Consider the following 18,633-nt stretch of genomic DNA (forward strand, 5'->3'; position numbering starts at 1 on the left):
TCGGGTCTCCTTGGCGTTCAGCGGATGGCCATGAAAGCACCCGCCGTGAACGCGCCGGCGAGGTTGGCGGAAAGATCGAAATCCGCGGCTTCGGCAAGAGCAGCCTCGAAGGCGCGGCCAAGATCGTCGCCGGAAAATAGTCGCTCCAGAAAGGTCGCGCCGCCTGGCGGCAGGCGATGGACCTCGACGATCATCTGCGGGCGAACGACGAGGGCATCCTCGGCCGTCCAGTCGGCAATATCGCCGAGCTCGATTTCACCGGTATTCATCGCCCAGATGGTGACGGCCGGGTAGGCGGAGCGCAGCACGGAGGCGGAGGGATGCGGCACCAGGCCCAGCTCGGCCAGCCCCGCCGGTTCGACGCTCGCCAGCAGAGCGGCATCAAGCGGCATTGCATCGGCGGCGTGATAGGCCCGACCCCGGGCTGCCTCCAATCTCATGACATCGGGCAGATAGGCGATTTCCCGCGCCGGCTCGAAAGCCTCCACGAAGTCCGGGAAATCATCGCCATAGGCAAGCAGCAGCGGCGATCGCGGCGGATGCAGCCCGATGAATTCATGCGCCATGGCGGCGAAGAATTCCTCCCCGACGATCCTCTGTGCCGCCGGAAAACGCGAGGTGAGCGCACCGATCAGGCCGACGGCGACATTGTTGCGATACACGGCGAAGCGCCGCTCGGGCCGGGGGCCGTTCCAGGCCGTCAACCCTTCGGGCACGGCCAAGCCGGGATCGACGAGCGCTGCGGCGAATTCGTTTTGAGTGGCGAGAGACATCGTCTCCTCCTCAGGCCGCCCGGCGCGCGGCGCGTTTCAGGATGGCGTCGGCAGCCTCGGCCTCGGCCCTCAGGACAGGCCATTCCGGCACGTCGTTGTCCCATTCGACCAGGCTGGCGATCGGCCCCGTGCGGCCGATGAGCTCCTCGTAAAGCTCCCAGACGGGATCTTTCACCGGCGTATCGTGGCTGTCGATCAGGAGCGGCGCGCCTGAATCGTCGATGGTTTCCGAATGGCCGCTCAGATGGATTTCGCGCACCCATTGCACCGGAAAGCGCTTGAGATAGGCGCCGGGATCCATGCGATGGTTGGTGGCGGCAACAAAGACGTTGTTGACGTCGAGCAGCAGGCCGCAGCCCGTGCGCCTGGCGACTTCGGCCAGAAAATCCGTTTCCTCTATCGTGCTTTCCTCGAAGAGCAGATAGGTAGCCGGATTCTCCAGCAGCATCCGGCGGCCAAGCAGCGTCTGGACCTGATCGACATGGGCGCAGACCTGCGCGAGGGTCGCCTCGGTGTAGGGCAGGGGCAGCAGATCGTTGAGAAAGGTCGTGTCGTGGCTCGACCAGGCCAGGTGCTCCGAAAAGCTTTCGGGCTCGTAGCGGTCGCAGACGATCTTCAGGCGGGCAAGATGGTCCGTATCCAACGGCTGCATCGAGCCGATGGAAAGGCCGACGCCGTGGATGGAGAGGGCGTAGTCCCGGCGAAGCCTGCCGAGCTGGGCATGCGGCGGGCCGCCGGCACCCATATAGTTCTCCGCATGGACCTCGAAGAAGCCGATCGGCTGGCTGGCGGCATCGATCGCGGCGAAATGCTCGGGCTTGAAGCCGACGCCGGCGCGACGGGGAAGTTCTGACGGTTTCATTGCGGGCCTCCGGGGTAGAATGTTCCGTTCGGGAGGCGGGCGGCGCCTGTGAGAAGATGCGCCGCCCACGCGTTTGCGCTGCCTTGTCAGACCGGTGCCGGACCCTGTGCAAGGGTGCCGTGACCGTTCGGCGTCTTGATCGCTTCACAGGTCCCGCCGGGAACCAGCTTCCACGAGTTGCGCTGATAATCGACCTTCGATGTGCCGGCGCAGGTCGTGCCGGGGCCGGCGGCGCAATCGTTCTGGCCCTTGAGGGCGATGCCGTAGCATTTTTCCTTGGCGTCTGCGGCCGAGGCGGTCGTTGCGCCGGCGACCAGCGTCACCGCGGTTGCGACCGATGCGGCCAAGGCGAGTGCGGACATCTTGCTCATGAGAAACTCCTTACCACAGGTGGTTGACCGTTGGTCCGATTTCCGATCACGCCGGGGTCAGCGAGCCATGGCCCTTCGGGGTCTTCATGGAGACGCAGCTGCCGGTGGGAACGAGCTTGAAGGACATCTTGTCGTAGTTCATCGTCGACTTGCCGGCGCAATCATGCTTGCCGGCGGCGCAATCGTTCTGGCCCTTGAGGGCAACGCCGTAGCATTTTTCCTTGGAGTCGGCCGCCGATGCCGGAACGGCGATGGATGCCAGTGCCGATGCGATCGAGCCCGCGATAGCCAGAGTGATGATGCTGTTCTTCATGGATCTGTCTCCTCAATGGATGCGAGCCGTCATTGGCTTGCATCAAGGTCTACGGAGCGTCGCGGGCAGATGTTACAGCCGTATCGGAAATTTTTCGAGACGGCTTCAACCTTACTGTGCCGGCTATCGGCCTGGATAGGTTATCCGGCTTTTGCATATACCGGCATGGCAAGATATGCGCCTGACACATGCACGGGCGAAAGGCGCCTGAATTCGATAACCTCGGGGAAGGAGAAAGGGCTTGAAAAATAAGTGCCGTTGCCGGTAACGAATTCCTGCGGTCCCGCGTAGAGGAGATGTCGGATGAATCATTCGGCGCGCGAAGAGGAATGGGCAGTCTGGATGCGCGCCGCCATCAGCGGCGATGCGCAGGCCTACCACCGTTTCCTGTCCGCGGTAACGCCGCATCTGCGCACCATGGCGCGAAGGCGCTGCGATCAGCTGGGTGCGCCCGTGAGCGAGGCCGAGGATGTGGTTCAGGAAGTGCTGCTGGCTATCCATCTGAAGCGCGGCACATGGGATTCATCGCGCCCGATCGGACCCTGGCTGTCGACGATCGTGCGCAACAAGCTGATCGACAGCCTGCGCCGGCGTGGGAGACATGTGAGTGTGCCGATCGATGACGTGATCGATTTTCTCGAGGCGGAAGAGCATACCGACTCCATGGATCGGTTCGATGTCGATCGTATGTTGGAACAGTTGAAGGACCCGCAGAAAACGATCGTGCGCTCGATTTCCGTCGAGGGAAGCAGCGTGCGGGAGACGGCGGACCGGCTGAAGATGACGGAAGGGGCGGTGCGTGTGGCGTTGCATCGCGCGCTGAAGGCGCTTGCGGCCCTCTATCGGAGTGAAACCAGTGAAAACCGATGACCTCATCAATCTTCTGGCGCAGGACGCGCCGGTCCGCATGCGGATCGGCAAGGCCCTGACCATTGCGGTCGTCGCGGGCATCCTGATCAGCGGCGGTCTGTTCTTCGCCATGATCGGCTTTCGTGCCGACATAGACACCGCAATGCAAACCATACGCTTCCTGTTCAAGTTCGTCGTGACGATCGCGCTTGCCGTGACGGCCTGCGCCGTCGTCTTTCGCATCGGCCGGCCGGGCATGTCGTTGCGCGTATGGGGCTGGGCGCTCCTGGCGGCACCTCTCTTGCTGCTTGCGGCCGCTGCCGTCGAAATGGCCGTCATGCCGTCCGACAGCTGGAGTGCGCGGATGATCGGGCATAATGCCCGTTTCTGCCTGACGCTCATTCCGCTACTGTCGATTGGCCCCCTTGCCTGCTTTCTTCTGGCGCTGCGCTATAGCGCGCCGGAAAAGCCGGGCGTGGCCGGCGCCGTCGCCGGGCTTGCCGCCAGCGGCATCGCCGCGACCTTCTATGCCTCCAACTGCACGGATGACAGCCCGCTTTTCGTGCTGCTCTGGTATCCGATCGCGATTGCCCTGGTGACAGCCGTGGGATACGTCTTGGGCAAGCGCATTCTGCGCTGGTGAAAGCGGCTGCCGCATCCGCCGAGCAGGAGAGGGGCTTTCCTCGATCGGGCTTTGGAACGGCAATGACGGTAAGGTCTGGAATATCCGCCGCAAACACCGAACTTCGGGGCTACCGTCGCTTGCCGTGCCGATCCTCCAAAAAATTGCGTCTGCCCGCGTTAAAGTGTTTGCATCCGCGGAAAATTCGATTATAGAGGCCATGCTTTCCCCGCCGGACATACAATGTCCAGCGGTCGATGGGGAATAGTTCAATGGTAGAACGACGGACTCTGACTCCGTTAATCTTGGTTCGAGTCCAGGTTCCCCAGCCAATCCCGCTTTTTCACTGAATTCGTTGATTGTTTGCCGGCTCTGCCGCGACGTGTTCGTTGCGCGGAGATCTGGTTTTGCTTCTCTGTCGTGTTTTCTGAAAATGAAGTTTCGCGGGAAGATTGCGATCTTCGCCCATGTATGGCCTACTGTGTTGTGTTCGGGGGTATCTCGGGCTATTTGGTTTGTACAATTCAGGTACTCGGGAAATATCTCCTTTATTTCATGGGATCTCTGCGAGGTAAGATTCTTCTTGCTGTTGTGAGATCGGCTTGTCGTGAGTGGAACCGTCGCAGTTGATAAGGCACGGTGGAAATGGGCTTTAAATGACGATTTTGGTTTCTGGTGGCGCCGGTTTCATTGGCGGGAATTTCGTCCTCGACTGGCTTGAACTGCAAGAGGAAACGATCGTCAATCTCGACAAGCTGACCTATGCCGGCAATCTGGATACGCTGAAGGGGCTGAAGGGCAACAATCGTCATGTCTTTACACATGGCGACATCGGCGATTGTGAGCTGGTGGGCGATCTGCTGTCGATGCACAGGCCGCGCGCGGTGATCAATTTCGCGGCCGAGAGCCATGTCGACCGTTCCATCCACGGGCCTGGCGATTTCATTCAGACGAATATCGTCGGCACCTTCAATCTGCTGGAATCGGTGCGTGGCTACTGGGACGGTCTGCCCGAGGGCGAGAAGCAGGCCTTCCGCTTTCTTCATGTCTCGACGGACGAGGTCTACGGCACCTTGTCCAAGGACGATGCGCCGTTCAACGAGCTCAACCGCTATGAGCCGAACAGCCCTTATTCCGCCAGCAAGGCGGCGTCCGACCACCTGGTCCGCGCCTGGCACCACACCTATGGCCTGCCGGTGCTGACGACGAACTGCAGCAACAATTACGGACCTTATCATTTTCCGGAAAAGCTGATCCCGCTGGTGATCCTGAATGCGCTTTCGGGCAAGAGCCTGCCGATCTACGGCGACGGACAGCAGATTCGCGACTGGCTCTATGTCCGCGACCATTGCAGCGCTATTCGCCGCGTGCTGGAAGCCGGCGCGGTCGGCGAGACCTACAATGTCGGCGGCTGGAACGAGAAGCCCAATCTCGATGTCGTGCATACCATCTGCGCGATCCTCGACGAACTCAGGCCGAAGGCCGATGGCGGCCGCTACGGCGATCAGATCACCTTCGTCAAGGACCGGCCCGGCCATGATCGCCGCTATGCGATCGATGCACGCAAGCTTGAGCGCGAACTCGGCTGGAAGCCGCGGGAGACGTTCGAGACCGGCATCCGCAAGACGATCGAATGGTATCTGCAAAACCAGGACTGGGTGCGCAACGTCACCAGCGGCGCCTACCGCGAATGGGTCGGCAAGCAATACGAGGTCGAGCTGTGAGCGCGATTCTCGTGACCGGTGCCAATGGGCAGGTCGGTTTCGAGCTGCAGCGCTCGCTTGCGCCATTGGGAACCGTTGTCGCGCTGACGCGTGCGGAGATGGATCTCGCCAGCGAAGCAAGCATTCTTGCCGCCCTTCGGGAACACAGGCCGCATATCATTGTGAACCCTGCCGCCTATACGGCAGTGGATCGTGCCGAGAGCGATGCCGAGCTGGCGATGGCGGTCAATGCCGCCGCACCCGGCATCATGGCGCGCTGGGCTGCGGAAAGCGGCGCCTGGCTCATCCACTACTCGACCGACTATGTCTTCGACGGCACGAAGGCCGTTCCCTATGTGGAAGAGGACGCAGTCAACCCGCAATCCGTCTACGGCGAAAGCAAGTGGCGGGGCGAAGAGGCGGTGCGCGCATCCGGCGCGCGTCACGCCATTTTGCGGACGAGCTGGGTCTACGGCCATCACGGCAGCAATTTCCTGAAGACCATTCTTCGATTGGCGCAGGAGCGAAGCGCGCTGAATGTCGTCGCCGACCAGGTAGGCGCGCCGACCTCGGCGGCTCTGATCGCCGATGTGACGCGCACGGTGATCGAACGCTTGACAGGTTCGGATGGGCCGGACGATCTTTCGGGAACCTATCATCTCACCGCGCAGGGCAGCACGTCGTGGTATGGTTATGCCGCCCATATCGTTCGCCAGGCATCGGCAGGAAACTTCAAGCTTGCGCTTTCCCTTGATGCGCTCAAGCCAATATCGACATCGGAATACCCGACGCCTGCCAAGCGCCCGGCCAATTCAAGGCTGGATTGCACAAAGCTGATGGATCGCTTCGGTATCGTCCTTCCCGCGTGGCAGGAGGGCGTCAGCGACGTCGTTGAAAGATTGCAGCCTGCGTCGAATTGAGAGCGTTGCGGGTTCCGTAAAGACCCGAACCTCCCTTGCGAAGCGGCCAGACATAGATGGATTGAAGACGAGGCGCTGGACCATGACGAAAGCACGCAAAGGGATCATACTCGCCGGTGGATCGGGAACACGGCTTTATCCGGTGACGCTTGCGGTCAGCAAGCAGCTCCTGCCGATCTACGACAAGCCGATGATCTACTATCCGCTGACGACCTTGATGCTGGCGGGTATCCGCGAGATCCTGATCATCTCGACACCGCAGGACACGCCTCGCTTCGAGCAGCTGCTTGGCGACGGCAGCCAATGGGGGATCAGGCTTGAATATGCGATCCAGCCGAGCCCGGATGGGCTTGCCCAGGCATTCCTGATCGGCGAAGCGTTCCTCGATGGCGCGCCGTCGGCCCTGGTGCTGGGAGACAATATCTTCTACGGGCACGACTTTACCCGATTGCTCCACGAGGCGAACGGGAAGGAGGCCGGCGCGACCGTCTTTGCCTATCATGTGCAGGATCCGCATCGATATGGCGTGGTCGAGTTCGATGGCCAGGGCCGGGCAATCAGCCTGGAGGAAAAGCCGAAGCTGCCGAAGAGCAACTATGCGGTGACCGGCCTTTATTTCTACGACGAGAGTGTCGTTGACGTCGCAAAGTCCATCCGGCCCTCGCCGCGCGGCGAGCTGGAGATCACCGACGTCAACACGCATTATCTCGAAGCCGGGCAACTGGATGTGCAGACCATGGGCCGCGGCTATGCCTGGCTCGATACCGGCACGCATGAATCGATGCTGGAGGCGAGCCACTACATCGCCACGATCGAGAACCGGCAAGGCCTGAAAGTTGCCTGCCCCGAGGAGATTGCCTATCGCGGCGGCTGGATCAGCGCATCGCAGGTCGAGACATTGGCGGATCCCCTCAAGAAGAACGCTTACGGGCAATATCTTCTGGGCATGTTGCGCGAAAAGGTATTCTAAGCCGCTACGGCGCGCCCGCGCCGCCGCCTTTCCATATGAATCATCCGAGCAGGAAGACGAATGAAAGCCATCGATACCGCCATTGCCGACGTCAAGATCATCGAGCCCGCGGTGTTTGCAGATGACCGAGGTTTTTTCTTCGAAAGCTTCAGCAAGGCGAAGTTCGAGGCAGCGGTCGGCAAAAGCGTCGATTTCGTGCAGGACAATCATAGCCGGTCGGGAAGGGGCGTCCTGCGCGGCCTGCACTATCAGCTGCCGCCAAATGCCCAGGCCAAGCTGGTGCGCGTCGTCGTCGGCGAAGTCTATGATGTCGCCGTCGACATCAGACAATCCTCGCCGACATTCGGACAATGGGTCGGCGTTCTTCTCTCGGCCGACAACAAGCGCCAGCTGTGGATTCCGGAGGGATTTGCCCATGGTTTCCTGACATTGAGCGATCATGTCGAGTTCCTGTACAAGACCACCAACTACTACGCCCCGGAGAGCGACCGCGGTATTCGCTGGGACGACCCACGCATCGGCATCGACTGGAACCTCACAGGGCAGCCGACTCTCTCGCCGAAGGACCAGCGCCAGCCCTTGCTCGCCGATGCCGAAACGTTCGCCTGAAGCGGCGTCCGTCCCGGGCAAACTGTTCAGAGCTTAGAGAAATTCCAGGAAAAGTGTGCAGCGGTTTTCCGTCCGGAACCGCTCCCGGCTGAACGGGATATCGATCTACGACCGGTGTCGGATATCATCGGCCTTCTGCCAGACGGCAGTCGGAGTATCTCGGAAGAGCTGCCGGGACGAATGACGTTCGCCACCATATTGCGTCAAAGCAGCTTCAGGCCGAATTTCCGATAGAAGGTATATCCCGAGCGAACGAATTGCCTGATGTGCCAGAGGCCCTTGCGCGCCGCGTCCCCGCCGCCGTGGACGATTTTAACCGTCGGAAGGAAGGCTATGCGCGTCACGCCGCCCGCGCGCAAAGACAGGTCGAAATCCTCGAAATAGAGAAAATAGCTGGGATCGAAACCGGAAAGTTTCCGGAAAATCTCGCCACGGAAGAGCATGAAGCATCCGCTGATGATCGGCGGGTCCCAGAATACGCCGTCGTCGGATATGTCCGCCATCTGGTAATGGTCAAGCCGCTTCTTGAAAAGCCGGCGCAAGCTTTTTGGCCCAAACCCCCTTAATGCGAGATCGAAGAGAGCGGGATACCGCTTGCACAGATATTGGCGCGTGCCATCTGTTCCCACGGCCAGAGGGGTCACCAGCCCGCAGTCAGGGTGCTGCTTCAGGAAATCCACCGCGTTTGCGAGACTGTCGGGGCTCAGAACGACATCCGGATTGAGTATGAGGTGAAGATCGCCGACATCATCCATCGCCATGTTGTTCGCGCGCGCAAAGCCGACATTTCCGTGTCCGCTCAACAGGCGAACGGAAAGATCGCGGAAATGATCAGCCAACCAGCCGGAAAGGGAATCCTCCGGCGAGTTGTCGACGATCGTTACGGCCGCATGGTTGCCATTAAGCCGAGCGATTGCAACCCTCAGACTTTCGAGAGTTGCGCCGAGAACGGCAAACTCCGGGCTATAGGTGACGATGCAGACGGAAAGAAGCGTCGCTTTATCCTGATGCTGATTTTGAGTGAAATCGGTCATTGTTAAGCCGGTCTGCTGGCAACTCTCAAAGCAAGATTGTCCGCGATATATAGGAAGAGCCGTCTTCCTATGAACGGTTGGAGGCGATTAATTCCGCACTGTCGAACCGTTGGGACCAGCTATTCGCGGTGATGAACGCGGGCGCGAACTCCTGCGAGTCCTGATGCAACAGGGCGCCTCTTGCCAGTTCCTCGATATCATCGAGACCGCGGCTGATAAATGTACCCTCGGCTTCGCGCCGCAATGACATCTCGCCGAAATCCGTCGAAATGACCGGGAGCGCCAGCGCGCGATACTCGTAGTACTTGATCGGATCCACCGAAGCAGTCAGCGGGCTGCGCTTAAACGGGATGATGCCGACATCGAAATCCGCCATGGCGCGCATAGCCTCTTCATGAGCGCATGGAGGCAGAAGTTGGATATTGGCGGGAAGCGACTCCGGCGCAGGCACAAACAAAGGTCCGATCAACCTTACGATATCGTCCGGTCGCGTAGTTGCGAGCTTAATGACCCAGTCCCAATCGAACCATTTTGCGATGGTGCCGATGTAGCCGAAAATCTTTCTGCGTTCTGCGTTTACTGTCTTGGAACGGCCGGTAAACACAGCCGGCTCAAGTCCATTCGGAACGAACTTGAGGTCGGGGCGTATTTTGCTCCACTGCTGTCGCAGCCGCGTGCTGCTGACCCAAAGGTGGCGGCATTTCCTGACAAGGCTTATTTCGCGCCTCGTCATCACGGCTTTCGAGAGGCCGCTGTAGAAAGCGGGAAACTCGTCCATGGCATCGTATAGAGACGGCACATGCGGATGCTGTGCGACCAGAAGATTTGCCAACAGACTTGGCTTTCCCACGGCGACGAGCGTGTCGCTATCTTGCACGAAGTCCTTAACCTGGGAGAATATCGGCGCCCACAGCAGCCTGTTGAGTGAGGACAGCGCCGGCAGGGGTTCGATCGGCATCGCCGCCGGTCTAATGACATTTATCCAGGAATGCAGGTCTGTGGGTCTATTTGTCTGGGGGGCGGCGCGACGCTTGAAATCGACCATCTTGGGAAGACGCGTCGGATAAGGGTCGATCCAGAGAACCTGTCCACCGGTACGAGCGTGAAACCACTCGGCAAACTTGTGCGGCCTTTGGGCGAAGCTCGCCCAAGGTACCGGCGACAGGTAGACCAGGCGCATCAAGAGAAAAACTTCCGCAGTGTTTCGGCGATACGATTGGATGCGAGACCATCGCCGTAGGGTGATACGCCTCGCGCCATCTCACCATATGCGTTGGCGTCATCCAGCAGCCGTTGCGCTTCGTGCACGATCTTGTTGTAGTTCGGTCCGACGAGCTTCACGACACCCTGTTCGACAGCCTCCGGCCGCTCGGTTTCGTCCCTCAGGACCAGAACCGGCTTCCCGAGCGCCGGCGCTTCTTCCTGAACGCCGCCCGAATCCGTCAGAATAAGATAAGCCCGCTTCATCGCAGCCACGAAAGGCGCATAGTCCAGAGGTTCACACAGGATGAAATTGGGAACATCCCCCAAAACCTCGTAGGCGACGTCCTTGACGTTCGGATTGGGATGAACCGGATAGAGGAATTGAACGTCCGGATTGCGCTCCGCCAGGGTTTTCAGCGCCGCACAGATGTCTCGGAACGGCTTTCCGAAGTTTTCGCGCCGATGAGACGTCACCATCACCAGTCGCTTGCTGTCATCGAGGGTGACCGTCATTTCCAGCGGCTTTGCTGCCGTCATGAGCAGTGCATCGATGACGGTATTGCCGGTCACGAGCACATCGCTTTCCGCAACGCCTTCCTTGAGGAGATTCTGCCGGGAACCTTCGGTTGGCGCAAAATGCCACTTGGCCAGTTTGCCCGCGATGACGCGATTCGCCTCTTCGGGAAAAGGATTCTGGATATCCCAGGTGCGCAGGCCCGCTTCGACATGTCCGATCGGAATGCGTCGGTAGAAGCAAGCCAGGGCGACGGTCATCACCGTTGTCGTATCCCCCTGGACGAGGACGACATCGGGCTTTTCCGATTCAAGAACTTCGTCAATGGCCAGAAGGAGACGAGCCGTCAGCCCCGCCAGTGTCTGGTTCGGCCGCATGATGTCCAGATCGATATCGGGTTTTATGCCGAAGAAATCCAAAACCTGATCGAGCATTTGCCGATGCTGTGCCGTTGCCAGAACTTTCACATCCGACCAGGCCTCTTGCTTCAGCGCGAGGATAACCGGAGCCATCTTGATAGCTTCAGGCCGCGTACCGACGACACAGACGACTTTCTTCTTCATAGGAACCTCAAGAAACAGAACGAGCACTCGCTATCAGGGATTCAATCTTTGAAACATAGGTTTCTGCCCGGATATCCCACCTGTTGGCGTCCGCAAGATAGCGCAAACGTTGCTTGAAGGCGGGATCGTCCCGAACATTCAGTGCCTTTTCGATGGCTTGAGCAAACTCAATTGCATTGCTGCCAGAGAAAACCTCGTCATAGACGATGCATTCCTGCATGTCGCTTGTCACGACCACCGGCTTCTCCAGGGCAAAATACTCGAACAGCTTAAGAGGCGACGTGGCGCGCGCTATCTCGCCCATCACGAAGGGGATGAAGCAGATATCGAAAAGACGTGCATAGGATGGGAGGTTCTTGTAGTCGACCGGCCCGAGATAAAGCACGTTGCTTTTTCGCGGCAGCCGCGGCACGCAGCCACTGTAATCCGGGCCGATGAAAACGAAACCGATGTCGGGCATCAGATTGCTGACGTCCTCGACAAGTTCGTACCAGAGCCATGGGGCTATAGCCCCGAAATAGCCAACGATATGGCGATGGCGTTGTTTGAATGCCTGCAGCGTGTGCGGAATATCGTGGGCGACATGCGCCTCGTCCCGATAATGGGAAACATCGACGCCGTTGGGCACGAAAACGCAGCGGGAAGCGCCACAAGCCTGAACGGCCTCTTCCTGCAGCAATTTTGCCGAGGAGACGATGAGGTCGGCGCTTTCGAATGCAGCCTGTTTCAGCTGCAATAGCCGCTTGAGACTGGATGTGCCTCCGGAGATGGAAGCATCGATATGATCGATGTATTCGTAGGCGACCAGGCCGTTCTCTTTTGCGGAGAGAAGATCCTGCTTACCGGCGAACAATGTGGTGCTGTAAAAGCAGCGGACCGCGCCCTTGATCGATTCGATATTGGCATCGTTTGTAAGCCAGACATTGTTGCCGATGGGGCGAAAGCCTACGACGCCGTCTCCGGTCGTTCGATACAGCACCAGACAGCCGAGTTTGCCCAAGGCAAGCGCCATATGATGCGGGCGTTGATACAGGGTTATTCCCCAGTCGACACTCGCTTCCATGATGAAGACCAGGCGATAGCCCCCATCTGCGAGCGGACCGTCGCGAAAGTTCTCCCAGTTCAAGTCGCCGGCCTGCGGTCGCCCCTGGCTGCCGCGCTTGCGAAGCCACCGCACTAGCGAATGCCGTACGCCGTGCAGATGCAGACGCAGCGGCGCAGGCAGCGCCCAGAACGCGTTCCGGAAGCCGGAATAGACGAGATTTCGGACACTGCTCTGTCGATTGGACATCATGCCGTCCGGACTTGAAGGTGAGCGGCAGATACGTCGCCCTTCGCGAGCTGTTCCTTGATCAGCATGCTGTATTTTTCATAGCTTGTATTTTTCTCAAGCCTGCTCAGTTCGTCACCGTCGAAATTCGGACGGACGGGGTTTTGCCAGGTTCGGATCATTGCGTCCGCCAGTCCTGCTTCAAACTCCTTGGTCGACTTTAGTTCCCAGATCGCGCCCTGGTACTGGGCAATATCCTGAGCGGGAGCGACGACTTCGATTCCTGGCCGTGTCTCGAAGGACGAGGCGAAGCCGACCCTGCTGGTTACGATGGGCAGATTTGACCGTATCGCCTCAAGCAAGATCAGCTGACCGCCTTCAAAGAAGGCGCCGCTGACGAAGGCGTCAGCCATGGCAAAATGCTCGTGCGAACGCGGGGCAGCGCCACAGTATATGACTTTTTTCTCAAGGCCGTTGGCGGCGATATAGGCGTTGATCTCTTCCATAAGGGCAGTTTCGTAGACAGGCCCTAATATGGCGAGCTTGGCGTTCTCGCACGTACGGGCGGCAATCTCGAAGGCCTTCAGCGTACCCAGATGGTTTTTCTGATGATTGATGGCGCCGATGTCGACGAAGACGAAATCGTCTTTGCCGATTCCGTATTTCTGGCGGAGACTTTCCCGCGCCTCGGAAGGCGAAAAATCGTGGAAGGGCGCAAAGTCGATGCCGTTTGGAATGACGACGCATTTTTCCTTGGGGACGCCAAGCCGCGAAACGCTATAATCCCGAACATAGTCCGAGACGGCAATGAACGTCGTCGTCAGTTTTGCGCTGTCGGAAAACTCCCGGCGCTGCTGCTCGTTGAACCACATGTAGACGTTGTGGATGACTTGCAGAAATGGAATCTTCCTATCCTGGCAAGCCGTCAATCCCCGTGTCGAATAGTGCGCAAGGATCAGTTTTGGCTTCAGGTGGTCGATGACCCTTTCATAGGCCGCGGGGCTGTATGTCTGACAAATCACGTTCTGACCACGGCGGCGCGCCTGGTCGACGGCGGCTCCACGATTGCCGAGCACAAGAAGGGTGACTTTATAGTTGGCCTTCGCAAGCGTATCGTTCAAATCAAGAACGACATTCTCCAAGCCGCCGGCTTCGAAATTGTCGACTTGAACCAGAACATCGCAGTCATGAGGGGCTGTCGTCAAATCGGTCAGGGCGACGGCGGCGGCCTCGGTATCGGTGCTGCGAATGGCCGGGGAGACCTTTCGCCAAAGACGGCGCGCCGCGCGCCCGCCGCTCGTCTCGACTGGAAGAAGGCGACCTATTTTAGCTGCGATGCGCTGCGGAATACGAGGTGTGCGTCGTGCCGAGAAAAAATCGTAGATCTGCTCTGAACCCGACTGACGGACATCCTGAAGCTTTTCATAGACGGCCAGGTTTTCACTCGCCATGTGGGCTCTGGTTTCTTCATCGGGCAAGTCGGATGAGAGGAAGTCCGACAAGGTGACGTATTGCATGCCGAGCGACGCGAAATCGCCGATATTCTCGGAATCGACGATGGGGACGATCCCCATGGCCAGATATTCGACGAGCTTGGTGGGACAGGCGACTTTGTTGACGATGCTGTCTTCGCGCAAGATGAAGCCGTAATGGCAATCCGGGTAGAGCTCCATCAGTTCGGCATGCGTCTTCGATTCGACAACGACCGAGTCTACCAGATCGGTCGGCAGCATCGCCCGCACGGCTTCGGGTTGAGGCGTGTAGAAACGATGCTGGCAGTGTTCGACGGTCTTCACGATTGCGTCGATCATCTTCGGAACCTGTTGCCAGCGATGCAGCCCCCCGGCGTATACGACGATCGGTTTTCCGTTATCCAGCGGTCGTGTCGCCGTCGTTGGCGTGAAGGTCGGGAACATCGGAAACGAAATGCTTCGAGCCCGCAGCGAATCGCGAAACTTCTGGCGGAGGTAGTTCTCCATCGCCTTTGTGACGACGATCACGATACCGGCTTTTCGAACTGCCAGTCGCTCCTGCTTGTCATATATGAGCGCGCTGTAGAAATCGTCGTGCATGCGGAATTCTTCCGGCACGACGCCATGAATATCGACAGCCTTGCGCACGAAGGGCAGGTGCAAAAACTTGCCGAAGCGATTGTCGTACATGCGCAAGACGCTGTGAAAGTAAATCTTGCGCGTGCGCAGGACGGCCGCGGCGGCGAGCAGGCGCACCAGCATCTTCAGCTTCCTGCTGCCCGTAACTCTGAGCACCAGAACGTTCGGCTCCGGACGGTCGAACCAGATGTTGCGCCCGGTCAGCTCTTCGCTCTCGACATAAATGCGCCAACGGTCCTGGAAGAGCCGATCGACGATCTGAATCCGCTGAAAATATCCGTCGCTTTGTCGCTCAGGGTAGAAATATCCTCCGAAGAACACGATACCGTCGAGCTGTCGCAGAAAGCCGACGCCTCGCCCCACAAGCCAGGCGAGCTTGGAAATCCTGCCGAGGGGACGGCCCATCGGCGCGGCGCTGGAAGGACGGCGCAGGCCCGCGCCGACACCCTTGCCGTCGCGCTCGAGAGTCGAGATGAAATCATGAACGGCGAAATTGCACTCGACACGCTTGTGAACCGCATCCGCTATTCGGTTCAGGTCCGCTATTGTCGTTGCGACGGTTTTCTCGTCGATCTGGTCTTTCTTTATGATCTTGGCGATCGCAGCCTTGGTTCGTGCCCAAGCGGCAGCCACGTTTCCATACGATGCTGCGGCCGATACCTGCTTCAACAAAGCTTCGGGAGCCTGGTTGCGATAGGCATTGAAGGCTGCCGAGAGGTTTCGGAACTCAGTTTCAAAATAGTCTATCTGGTGGTCGAGATTTCGCGTGTATGCAGATAGATCCGTGCGGCACGCGGAAGTCGCCGGCTTGCGGAGCGCAAATGCTACATCCATGCAAAAGGATACGATCGGCCTTTCCGGCCGCCTGCTCCAGACGAAACCGTGCTTTTCTTCCAGATAGCGTTTGTTCTTTTCCGCCCGGGCACTGAAATACTCATACTGCAACTTGCCGAACGAGGCCGAGCCCCAGTGATGAATGAATGCATCGCGCGCGAGAAAGATATCGTAGCCCAGCTTCCGCGCACGCAGACAATAGTCATCATCCTCGAAGCCGCCGGGAAAGAAGGTTTCGTCCAGAAGCCCGATCTTCTGGCATGCATCCTTTGTCAGAAGAACACAGAAGAAAGTAACGTCCGTCTCGACGAGGTTGCCTTGCCAGGTATCGTAGCGCCGGTCAGCGAAGCTCTTGACCCGCTGATAGGGCGCCTCAGAAATTTTCGTGCTGCCGGAGTTGATGAATTCGCTGAGCTCGGCATTGTAATCGACCGGTATGCATTGCTCGCTATCGGCCTTGTTGGTGACGGAACTGATAATATCCTTTCCGTGCGCCAGCATCCTGTCGAGCCAGTGGTCCGTGACGATCACGTCGCTGTTGAGCAGGCAGATGTGGGTTATGGTATCGTCAGCAAGAAATTCTCGAATGCCGACATTGTTGCCGCCCGAAAAGCCGAGATTTTCCGGCTCCTCTATATATCGCCAGTCGCTGCCAACTTCCTCGATGTGGGCCGTAATCGCAGCGCGTATCTTGTTCCGCTCATCGGGATTGGACGCATTGTCCACCAGAATAAGCTTCACCGCGCTGTCGTTATGCGCCCTTCTCACGCTGGCTAGCGTAGCGACGAGCGCGTCGGGAGCGTTGTAGGAAACGATGACGATTCCGGTGGTTGCAGCTCTGGTCATGGCTTGTTCTTCGAGGTCAGCCCGGAGATTCGACGCGAGACGAAACGAACAACTCGCGCAGTGTGAAAGCGTAGCGGATTTCGCGCGCTCGCCAGATTGCGGGCGAGCTGCTGTGCATGGGCATCCAGCGTGACGAACTGACGTCCGAGCTCCTGCCTGGCTGCTTCCGTGTCGATAACCTCGCGGGCGAGCGTATCGACCGCTGCCTCCAGTTCTTTTATCCTGGCGCTCGCGGCTTTCAGCTGCCGCTCGAAAAAGCCTTGGCCTTCAGAATGGAAAAGACCCGGCTTTGCGTTGTATTCGTCCAGTGAATCCAGCATGTACGCCGCACGCGCCGCCTTGTCCATCAACTGAGATACCTCGGGAAAGCCGAAAGGCAGCGGTTTTGTCGGCGTGCCGATGATGTTCAGCCAGGAAGCGGACACCAGACGCTGAGCTTCGGAGACGCTTTTCTCCAAATGCGTCCTGGCTTCCACGGCATTTCCCTCGGAAAGGGCAAAGGTGCTCAGCCAGTGAAGCGCATCAAGCGTCTTGTTTGCCAGCAGTGGACTATAGGGAGCGACATCGATGGCGGCGCATCTGGAATAGAAGTCTTTGGCAAGATCGGCTTTTCCATGCTTTCTGGCTACGTCGCCGATGGCAAATAGCAGCGAAACCTGCCAGCGCCGCTGATGCGGTGACGGCGCTGTAATCGCGGCGTAGCGAAGAGCGGCCTCCCGCAATTCCCGGAAGCGGGATTCCGTGTATCCGTCCTCAGACAGCAGAGCATAGATCTGCCCGCAAAGAGCACTGCCAAAGTCAGCCGAGCCTGGGTCAGCTGCATCCAGCACCTGCCGCTGCATGTCCGCAAGCAGCGTCTCGGAACCGGCGCGCATGCCGATTGCGACCATGCCTCTTACGAGCCACGGGTTCTCGTAGTCTCGTTTAAAGGCGGATACGTTAAAGTCCGGCGAGTCGGGCTGGCTCCATGCCGTTTCTTCATAGGTGACGCCCTTGCCGGCGACCGGATCGGCCATACACAGAAGGAGGACCCATTCACCATCCTGTTCGCGTTCTTTCTTCGGCGGAACTTCGACCCAGCTGCGGGGAGAATGGTGGTAGCGCATCCCACCGCCGGCGGTCTGGAAGAATCCTTTCTCCAGCAGGAAATACGCTCCGCATTCGTCAATCAGCCGTTCCCAGGTGTAGACATGAAGATGGTAGGGGTTCGGATCCTTGCCGGTTTCGTCAACCCAGTTGTTCGGTGCGCAGACCATCAGGCGCCCCGATGGCTTGAGGACGCGTTTCAGCTGGGTCAGATAGGCATCGGGATCCGGAACATGCTCGATAGTTTCGAATGCGGTGATGAAGTCGATGCTGTTGTCGGGTATCTGCGAAAGAGCCTGCGCGTCGCCAACTTCGAACCGGACGGTGTTCGAGCGGCCGTAATGCGCATTTGCATAGTCGATGCTGAAATCGCTGAGATCGATGCCGATCACCGATCGAGCCTTCGAGGAGCTGTAGAGGATATGGCTCCCGTAGCCCTGGCCACACGCGACATCGAGCACGCGGTCGCCCGGCCGAATATATTCGGCCGCCCTGTGATATCGAATGCAATGCGCGTCGCTTCGCCTGCCCGTTTCACGAAGCATGTCCGTGTGCAGCAGGCGTTCCTCGGCGAGAACCATCAAATCATAGTGCTGCAGCGCCGCCGCCGGAGCCTTTTCGAGCGGTATCAGGATTTCGGCGCCGTCGTTGTTCAGCGACTCGTAAGGGTTGACCTGGTAAAACAAAGGATGCTTGCGAAAGCCGGCTTCAAAGCAGCGGGTTTCCCACCATGTCCTGTCCTCACGCACACGCAGCGAGGGTACTTCTGGGCTCTGTCCAGTTGCGACACGCAGAAAGACAAAGCGGGACGAGACGCGGTAGAGTTCGCGAAGAGCGGTGGCGACATCCTCGACGGCAAGCTTTTCGAGACAGCCGATCGAGATGACGGTTTCAAAGTGTTCGTCCGGAAACGGAAGTTTCTGAGGAGAGCCTTCGATGCCGCGGCCAGGCAGAACCGCATTGATGCGGCTCACATCCGCTTCGGACTGTTCGACAGCATAGGCATCAACGCCGCGCTCAAGCAGTGGCAGCAGCAGCGAGTCCGTACCATTGCCGCACTCCAACAGCTTACCGTAGCCACAAGACTGAAGAATCAGATCGACAAGTCTGGAGTTGGATGAGCGAGCTTGCATATCGTTCTCTGGTAGTTCCCAATGGTTCAAATGATGGTGGAGGAGCC

Annotated in this window: 16 protein-coding genes and 1 tRNA gene; 7 read left to right on the plus strand and 10 right to left on the minus strand. The window is 58.8% G+C overall.

The genetic code is table 11. The annotated features are described in order from the left end of the window. Positions 1-17: 17 nt before the first annotated feature. The 4 genes from ACQZ6J_RS22875 to ACQZ6J_RS22890 all read right to left on the minus strand — a co-directional run bounded on the left by ACQZ6J_RS22875 (position 18) and on the right by ACQZ6J_RS22890 (position 2,319). On the minus strand, positions 18-773 hold the full coding sequence (locus ACQZ6J_RS22875) for an HvfC/BufC N-terminal domain-containing protein (protein ID WP_449085722.1): 756 nt from the start codon (positions 771-773) through the stop codon (positions 18-20). A gap of 10 nt (positions 774-783) precedes the next feature. After that, positions 784-1,635, minus strand: a complete 852-nt coding sequence (gene bufB, locus ACQZ6J_RS22880) for an MNIO family bufferin maturase (protein WP_449085723.1) — start codon at positions 1,633-1,635, stop codon at positions 784-786. Between the two features lie 86 nt (positions 1,636-1,721). Then, a complete protein-coding gene (locus ACQZ6J_RS22885; protein WP_163987297.1) occupies positions 1,722-2,006 on the minus strand; it encodes a BufA1 family periplasmic bufferin-type metallophore in 285 nt (94 codons plus the stop codon). Between the two features lie 46 nt (positions 2,007-2,052). Continuing rightward, the gene (locus tag ACQZ6J_RS22890) at positions 2,053-2,319 is read right to left on the minus strand and encodes a BufA1 family periplasmic bufferin-type metallophore (RefSeq protein WP_163987296.1); all 267 of its coding nucleotides are present in this window, start codon (positions 2,317-2,319) and stop codon (positions 2,053-2,055) included. A 303-nt stretch (positions 2,320-2,622) separates the two neighbouring features. On the opposite strand from ACQZ6J_RS22890, the gene ACQZ6J_RS22895 reads away from it, so the two are divergent. The 7 genes from ACQZ6J_RS22895 to rfbC all read left to right on the plus strand — a co-directional run bounded on the left by ACQZ6J_RS22895 (position 2,623) and on the right by rfbC (position 7,992). Further along, positions 2,623-3,189, plus strand: a complete 567-nt coding sequence (locus tag ACQZ6J_RS22895; protein ID WP_163987295.1) for a sigma-70 family RNA polymerase sigma factor — start codon at positions 2,623-2,625, stop codon at positions 3,187-3,189. Beyond that, positions 3,176-3,811 carry an NrsF family protein gene (locus ACQZ6J_RS22900; protein WP_449085724.1) on the plus strand — a complete coding sequence of 212 codons (636 nt, stop codon included), beginning with the start codon at positions 3,176-3,178 and terminating at the stop codon, positions 3,809-3,811. The genes ACQZ6J_RS22895 and ACQZ6J_RS22900 overlap by 14 nt, the downstream gene beginning before the upstream one ends. 237 nt (positions 3,812-4,048) lie before the next feature. Continuing rightward, positions 4,049-4,122 (plus strand) — tRNA-Gln (locus ACQZ6J_RS22905). 324 nt (positions 4,123-4,446) lie between these two features. Then, positions 4,447-5,514 (plus strand): dTDP-glucose 4,6-dehydratase, encoded by a 1,068-nt coding sequence (rfbB, locus tag ACQZ6J_RS22910; protein ID WP_449085725.1) that lies wholly within the window; start codon positions 4,447-4,449, stop codon positions 5,512-5,514. Continuing rightward, complete coding sequence (rfbD, locus tag ACQZ6J_RS22915; protein WP_449085726.1) at positions 5,511-6,413, plus strand: dTDP-4-dehydrorhamnose reductase; 903 nt, start codon at positions 5,511-5,513, stop codon at positions 6,411-6,413. Before rfbB ends, rfbD begins: the two co-directional genes overlap by 4 nt. Before the next feature lie 82 nt (positions 6,414-6,495). Next, positions 6,496-7,383, plus strand: coding sequence for a glucose-1-phosphate thymidylyltransferase RfbA (gene rfbA, locus ACQZ6J_RS22920; RefSeq protein WP_449085727.1), 888 nt, complete (start codon positions 6,496-6,498; stop codon positions 7,381-7,383). Between the two features lie 60 nt (positions 7,384-7,443). Further along, positions 7,444-7,992 (plus strand): dTDP-4-dehydrorhamnose 3,5-epimerase, encoded by a 549-nt coding sequence (gene rfbC / locus ACQZ6J_RS22925; RefSeq protein ID WP_449085728.1) that lies wholly within the window; start codon positions 7,444-7,446, stop codon positions 7,990-7,992. Between the two features lie 203 nt (positions 7,993-8,195). Here the strand turns inward: rfbC and ACQZ6J_RS22930 are convergent, their stop codons facing one another. From ACQZ6J_RS22930 to ACQZ6J_RS22955, 6 genes are all read right to left on the minus strand, one after another. Continuing rightward, on the minus strand, positions 8,196-9,026 hold the full coding sequence (locus tag ACQZ6J_RS22930; RefSeq protein ID WP_449085729.1) for a glycosyltransferase family 2 protein: 831 nt from the start codon (positions 9,024-9,026) through the stop codon (positions 8,196-8,198). Positions 9,027-9,093: 67 nt separating this feature from the next. Continuing rightward, positions 9,094-10,206, minus strand: a complete 1,113-nt coding sequence (locus ACQZ6J_RS22935; protein WP_449085730.1) for a hypothetical protein — start codon at positions 10,204-10,206, stop codon at positions 9,094-9,096. Next, the gene (wecB, locus tag ACQZ6J_RS22940; protein WP_449085731.1) at positions 10,206-11,306 is read right to left on the minus strand and encodes a non-hydrolyzing UDP-N-acetylglucosamine 2-epimerase; all 1,101 of its coding nucleotides are present in this window, start codon (positions 11,304-11,306) and stop codon (positions 10,206-10,208) included. Before wecB ends, ACQZ6J_RS22935 begins: the two co-directional genes overlap by 1 nt. 7 nt (positions 11,307-11,313) lie before the next feature. Beyond that, positions 11,314-12,306: a glycosyltransferase gene (locus tag ACQZ6J_RS22945; RefSeq protein ID WP_449085732.1), complete on the minus strand. Its 993-nt coding sequence runs from the start codon at positions 12,304-12,306 to the stop codon at positions 11,314-11,316. A 290-nt stretch (positions 12,307-12,596) separates the two neighbouring features. Next, positions 12,597-16,367: a glycosyltransferase gene (locus tag ACQZ6J_RS22950; RefSeq protein ID WP_449085733.1), complete on the minus strand. Its 3,771-nt coding sequence runs from the start codon at positions 16,365-16,367 to the stop codon at positions 12,597-12,599. Next, the gene (locus tag ACQZ6J_RS22955; protein WP_449085734.1) at positions 16,364-18,616 is read right to left on the minus strand and encodes a methyltransferase domain-containing protein; all 2,253 of its coding nucleotides are present in this window, start codon (positions 18,614-18,616) and stop codon (positions 16,364-16,366) included. Before ACQZ6J_RS22955 ends, ACQZ6J_RS22950 begins: the two co-directional genes overlap by 4 nt. Between the last annotated feature and the right edge of the window lie 17 nt (positions 18,617-18,633).

The organism is Rhizobium sp. A37_96, from assembly GCF_053521765.1.

Bases quoted from the DNA above. Each gene is read 5' to 3' on its own strand.
- ACQZ6J_RS22875 (WP_449085722.1), bottom strand. From the start codon at position 773: ATGTCTCTCGCCACTCAAAACGAATTCGCCGCAGCGCTCGTCGATCCC.
- bufB (WP_449085723.1), bottom strand. From the start codon at position 1,635: ATGAAACCGTCAGAACTTCCCCGTCGCGCCGGCGTCGGCTTCAAGCCC.
- ACQZ6J_RS22885 (WP_163987297.1), bottom strand. From the start codon at position 2,006: ATGAGCAAGATGTCCGCACTCGCCTTGGCCGCATCGGTCGCAACCGCG.
- ACQZ6J_RS22890 (WP_163987296.1), bottom strand. From the start codon at position 2,319: ATGAAGAACAGCATCATCACTCTGGCTATCGCGGGCTCGATCGCATCG.
- ACQZ6J_RS22895 (WP_163987295.1), top strand. From the start codon at position 2,623: ATGAATCATTCGGCGCGCGAAGAGGAATGGGCAGTCTGGATGCGCGCC.
- rfbB (WP_449085725.1), top strand. From the start codon at position 4,447: ATGACGATTTTGGTTTCTGGTGGCGCCGGTTTCATTGGCGGGAATTTC.
- rfbA (WP_449085727.1), top strand. From the start codon at position 6,496: ATGACGAAAGCACGCAAAGGGATCATACTCGCCGGTGGATCGGGAACA.
- rfbC (WP_449085728.1), top strand. From the start codon at position 7,444: ATGAAAGCCATCGATACCGCCATTGCCGACGTCAAGATCATCGAGCCC.
- ACQZ6J_RS22930 (WP_449085729.1), bottom strand. From the start codon at position 9,026: ATGACCGATTTCACTCAAAATCAGCATCAGGATAAAGCGACGCTTCTT.
- ACQZ6J_RS22935 (WP_449085730.1), bottom strand. From the start codon at position 10,206: ATGCGCCTGGTCTACCTGTCGCCGGTACCTTGGGCGAGCTTCGCCCAA.
- wecB (WP_449085731.1), bottom strand. From the start codon at position 11,306: ATGAAGAAGAAAGTCGTCTGTGTCGTCGGTACGCGGCCTGAAGCTATC.
- ACQZ6J_RS22950 (WP_449085733.1), bottom strand. From the start codon at position 16,367: ATGACCAGAGCTGCAACCACCGGAATCGTCATCGTTTCCTACAACGCT.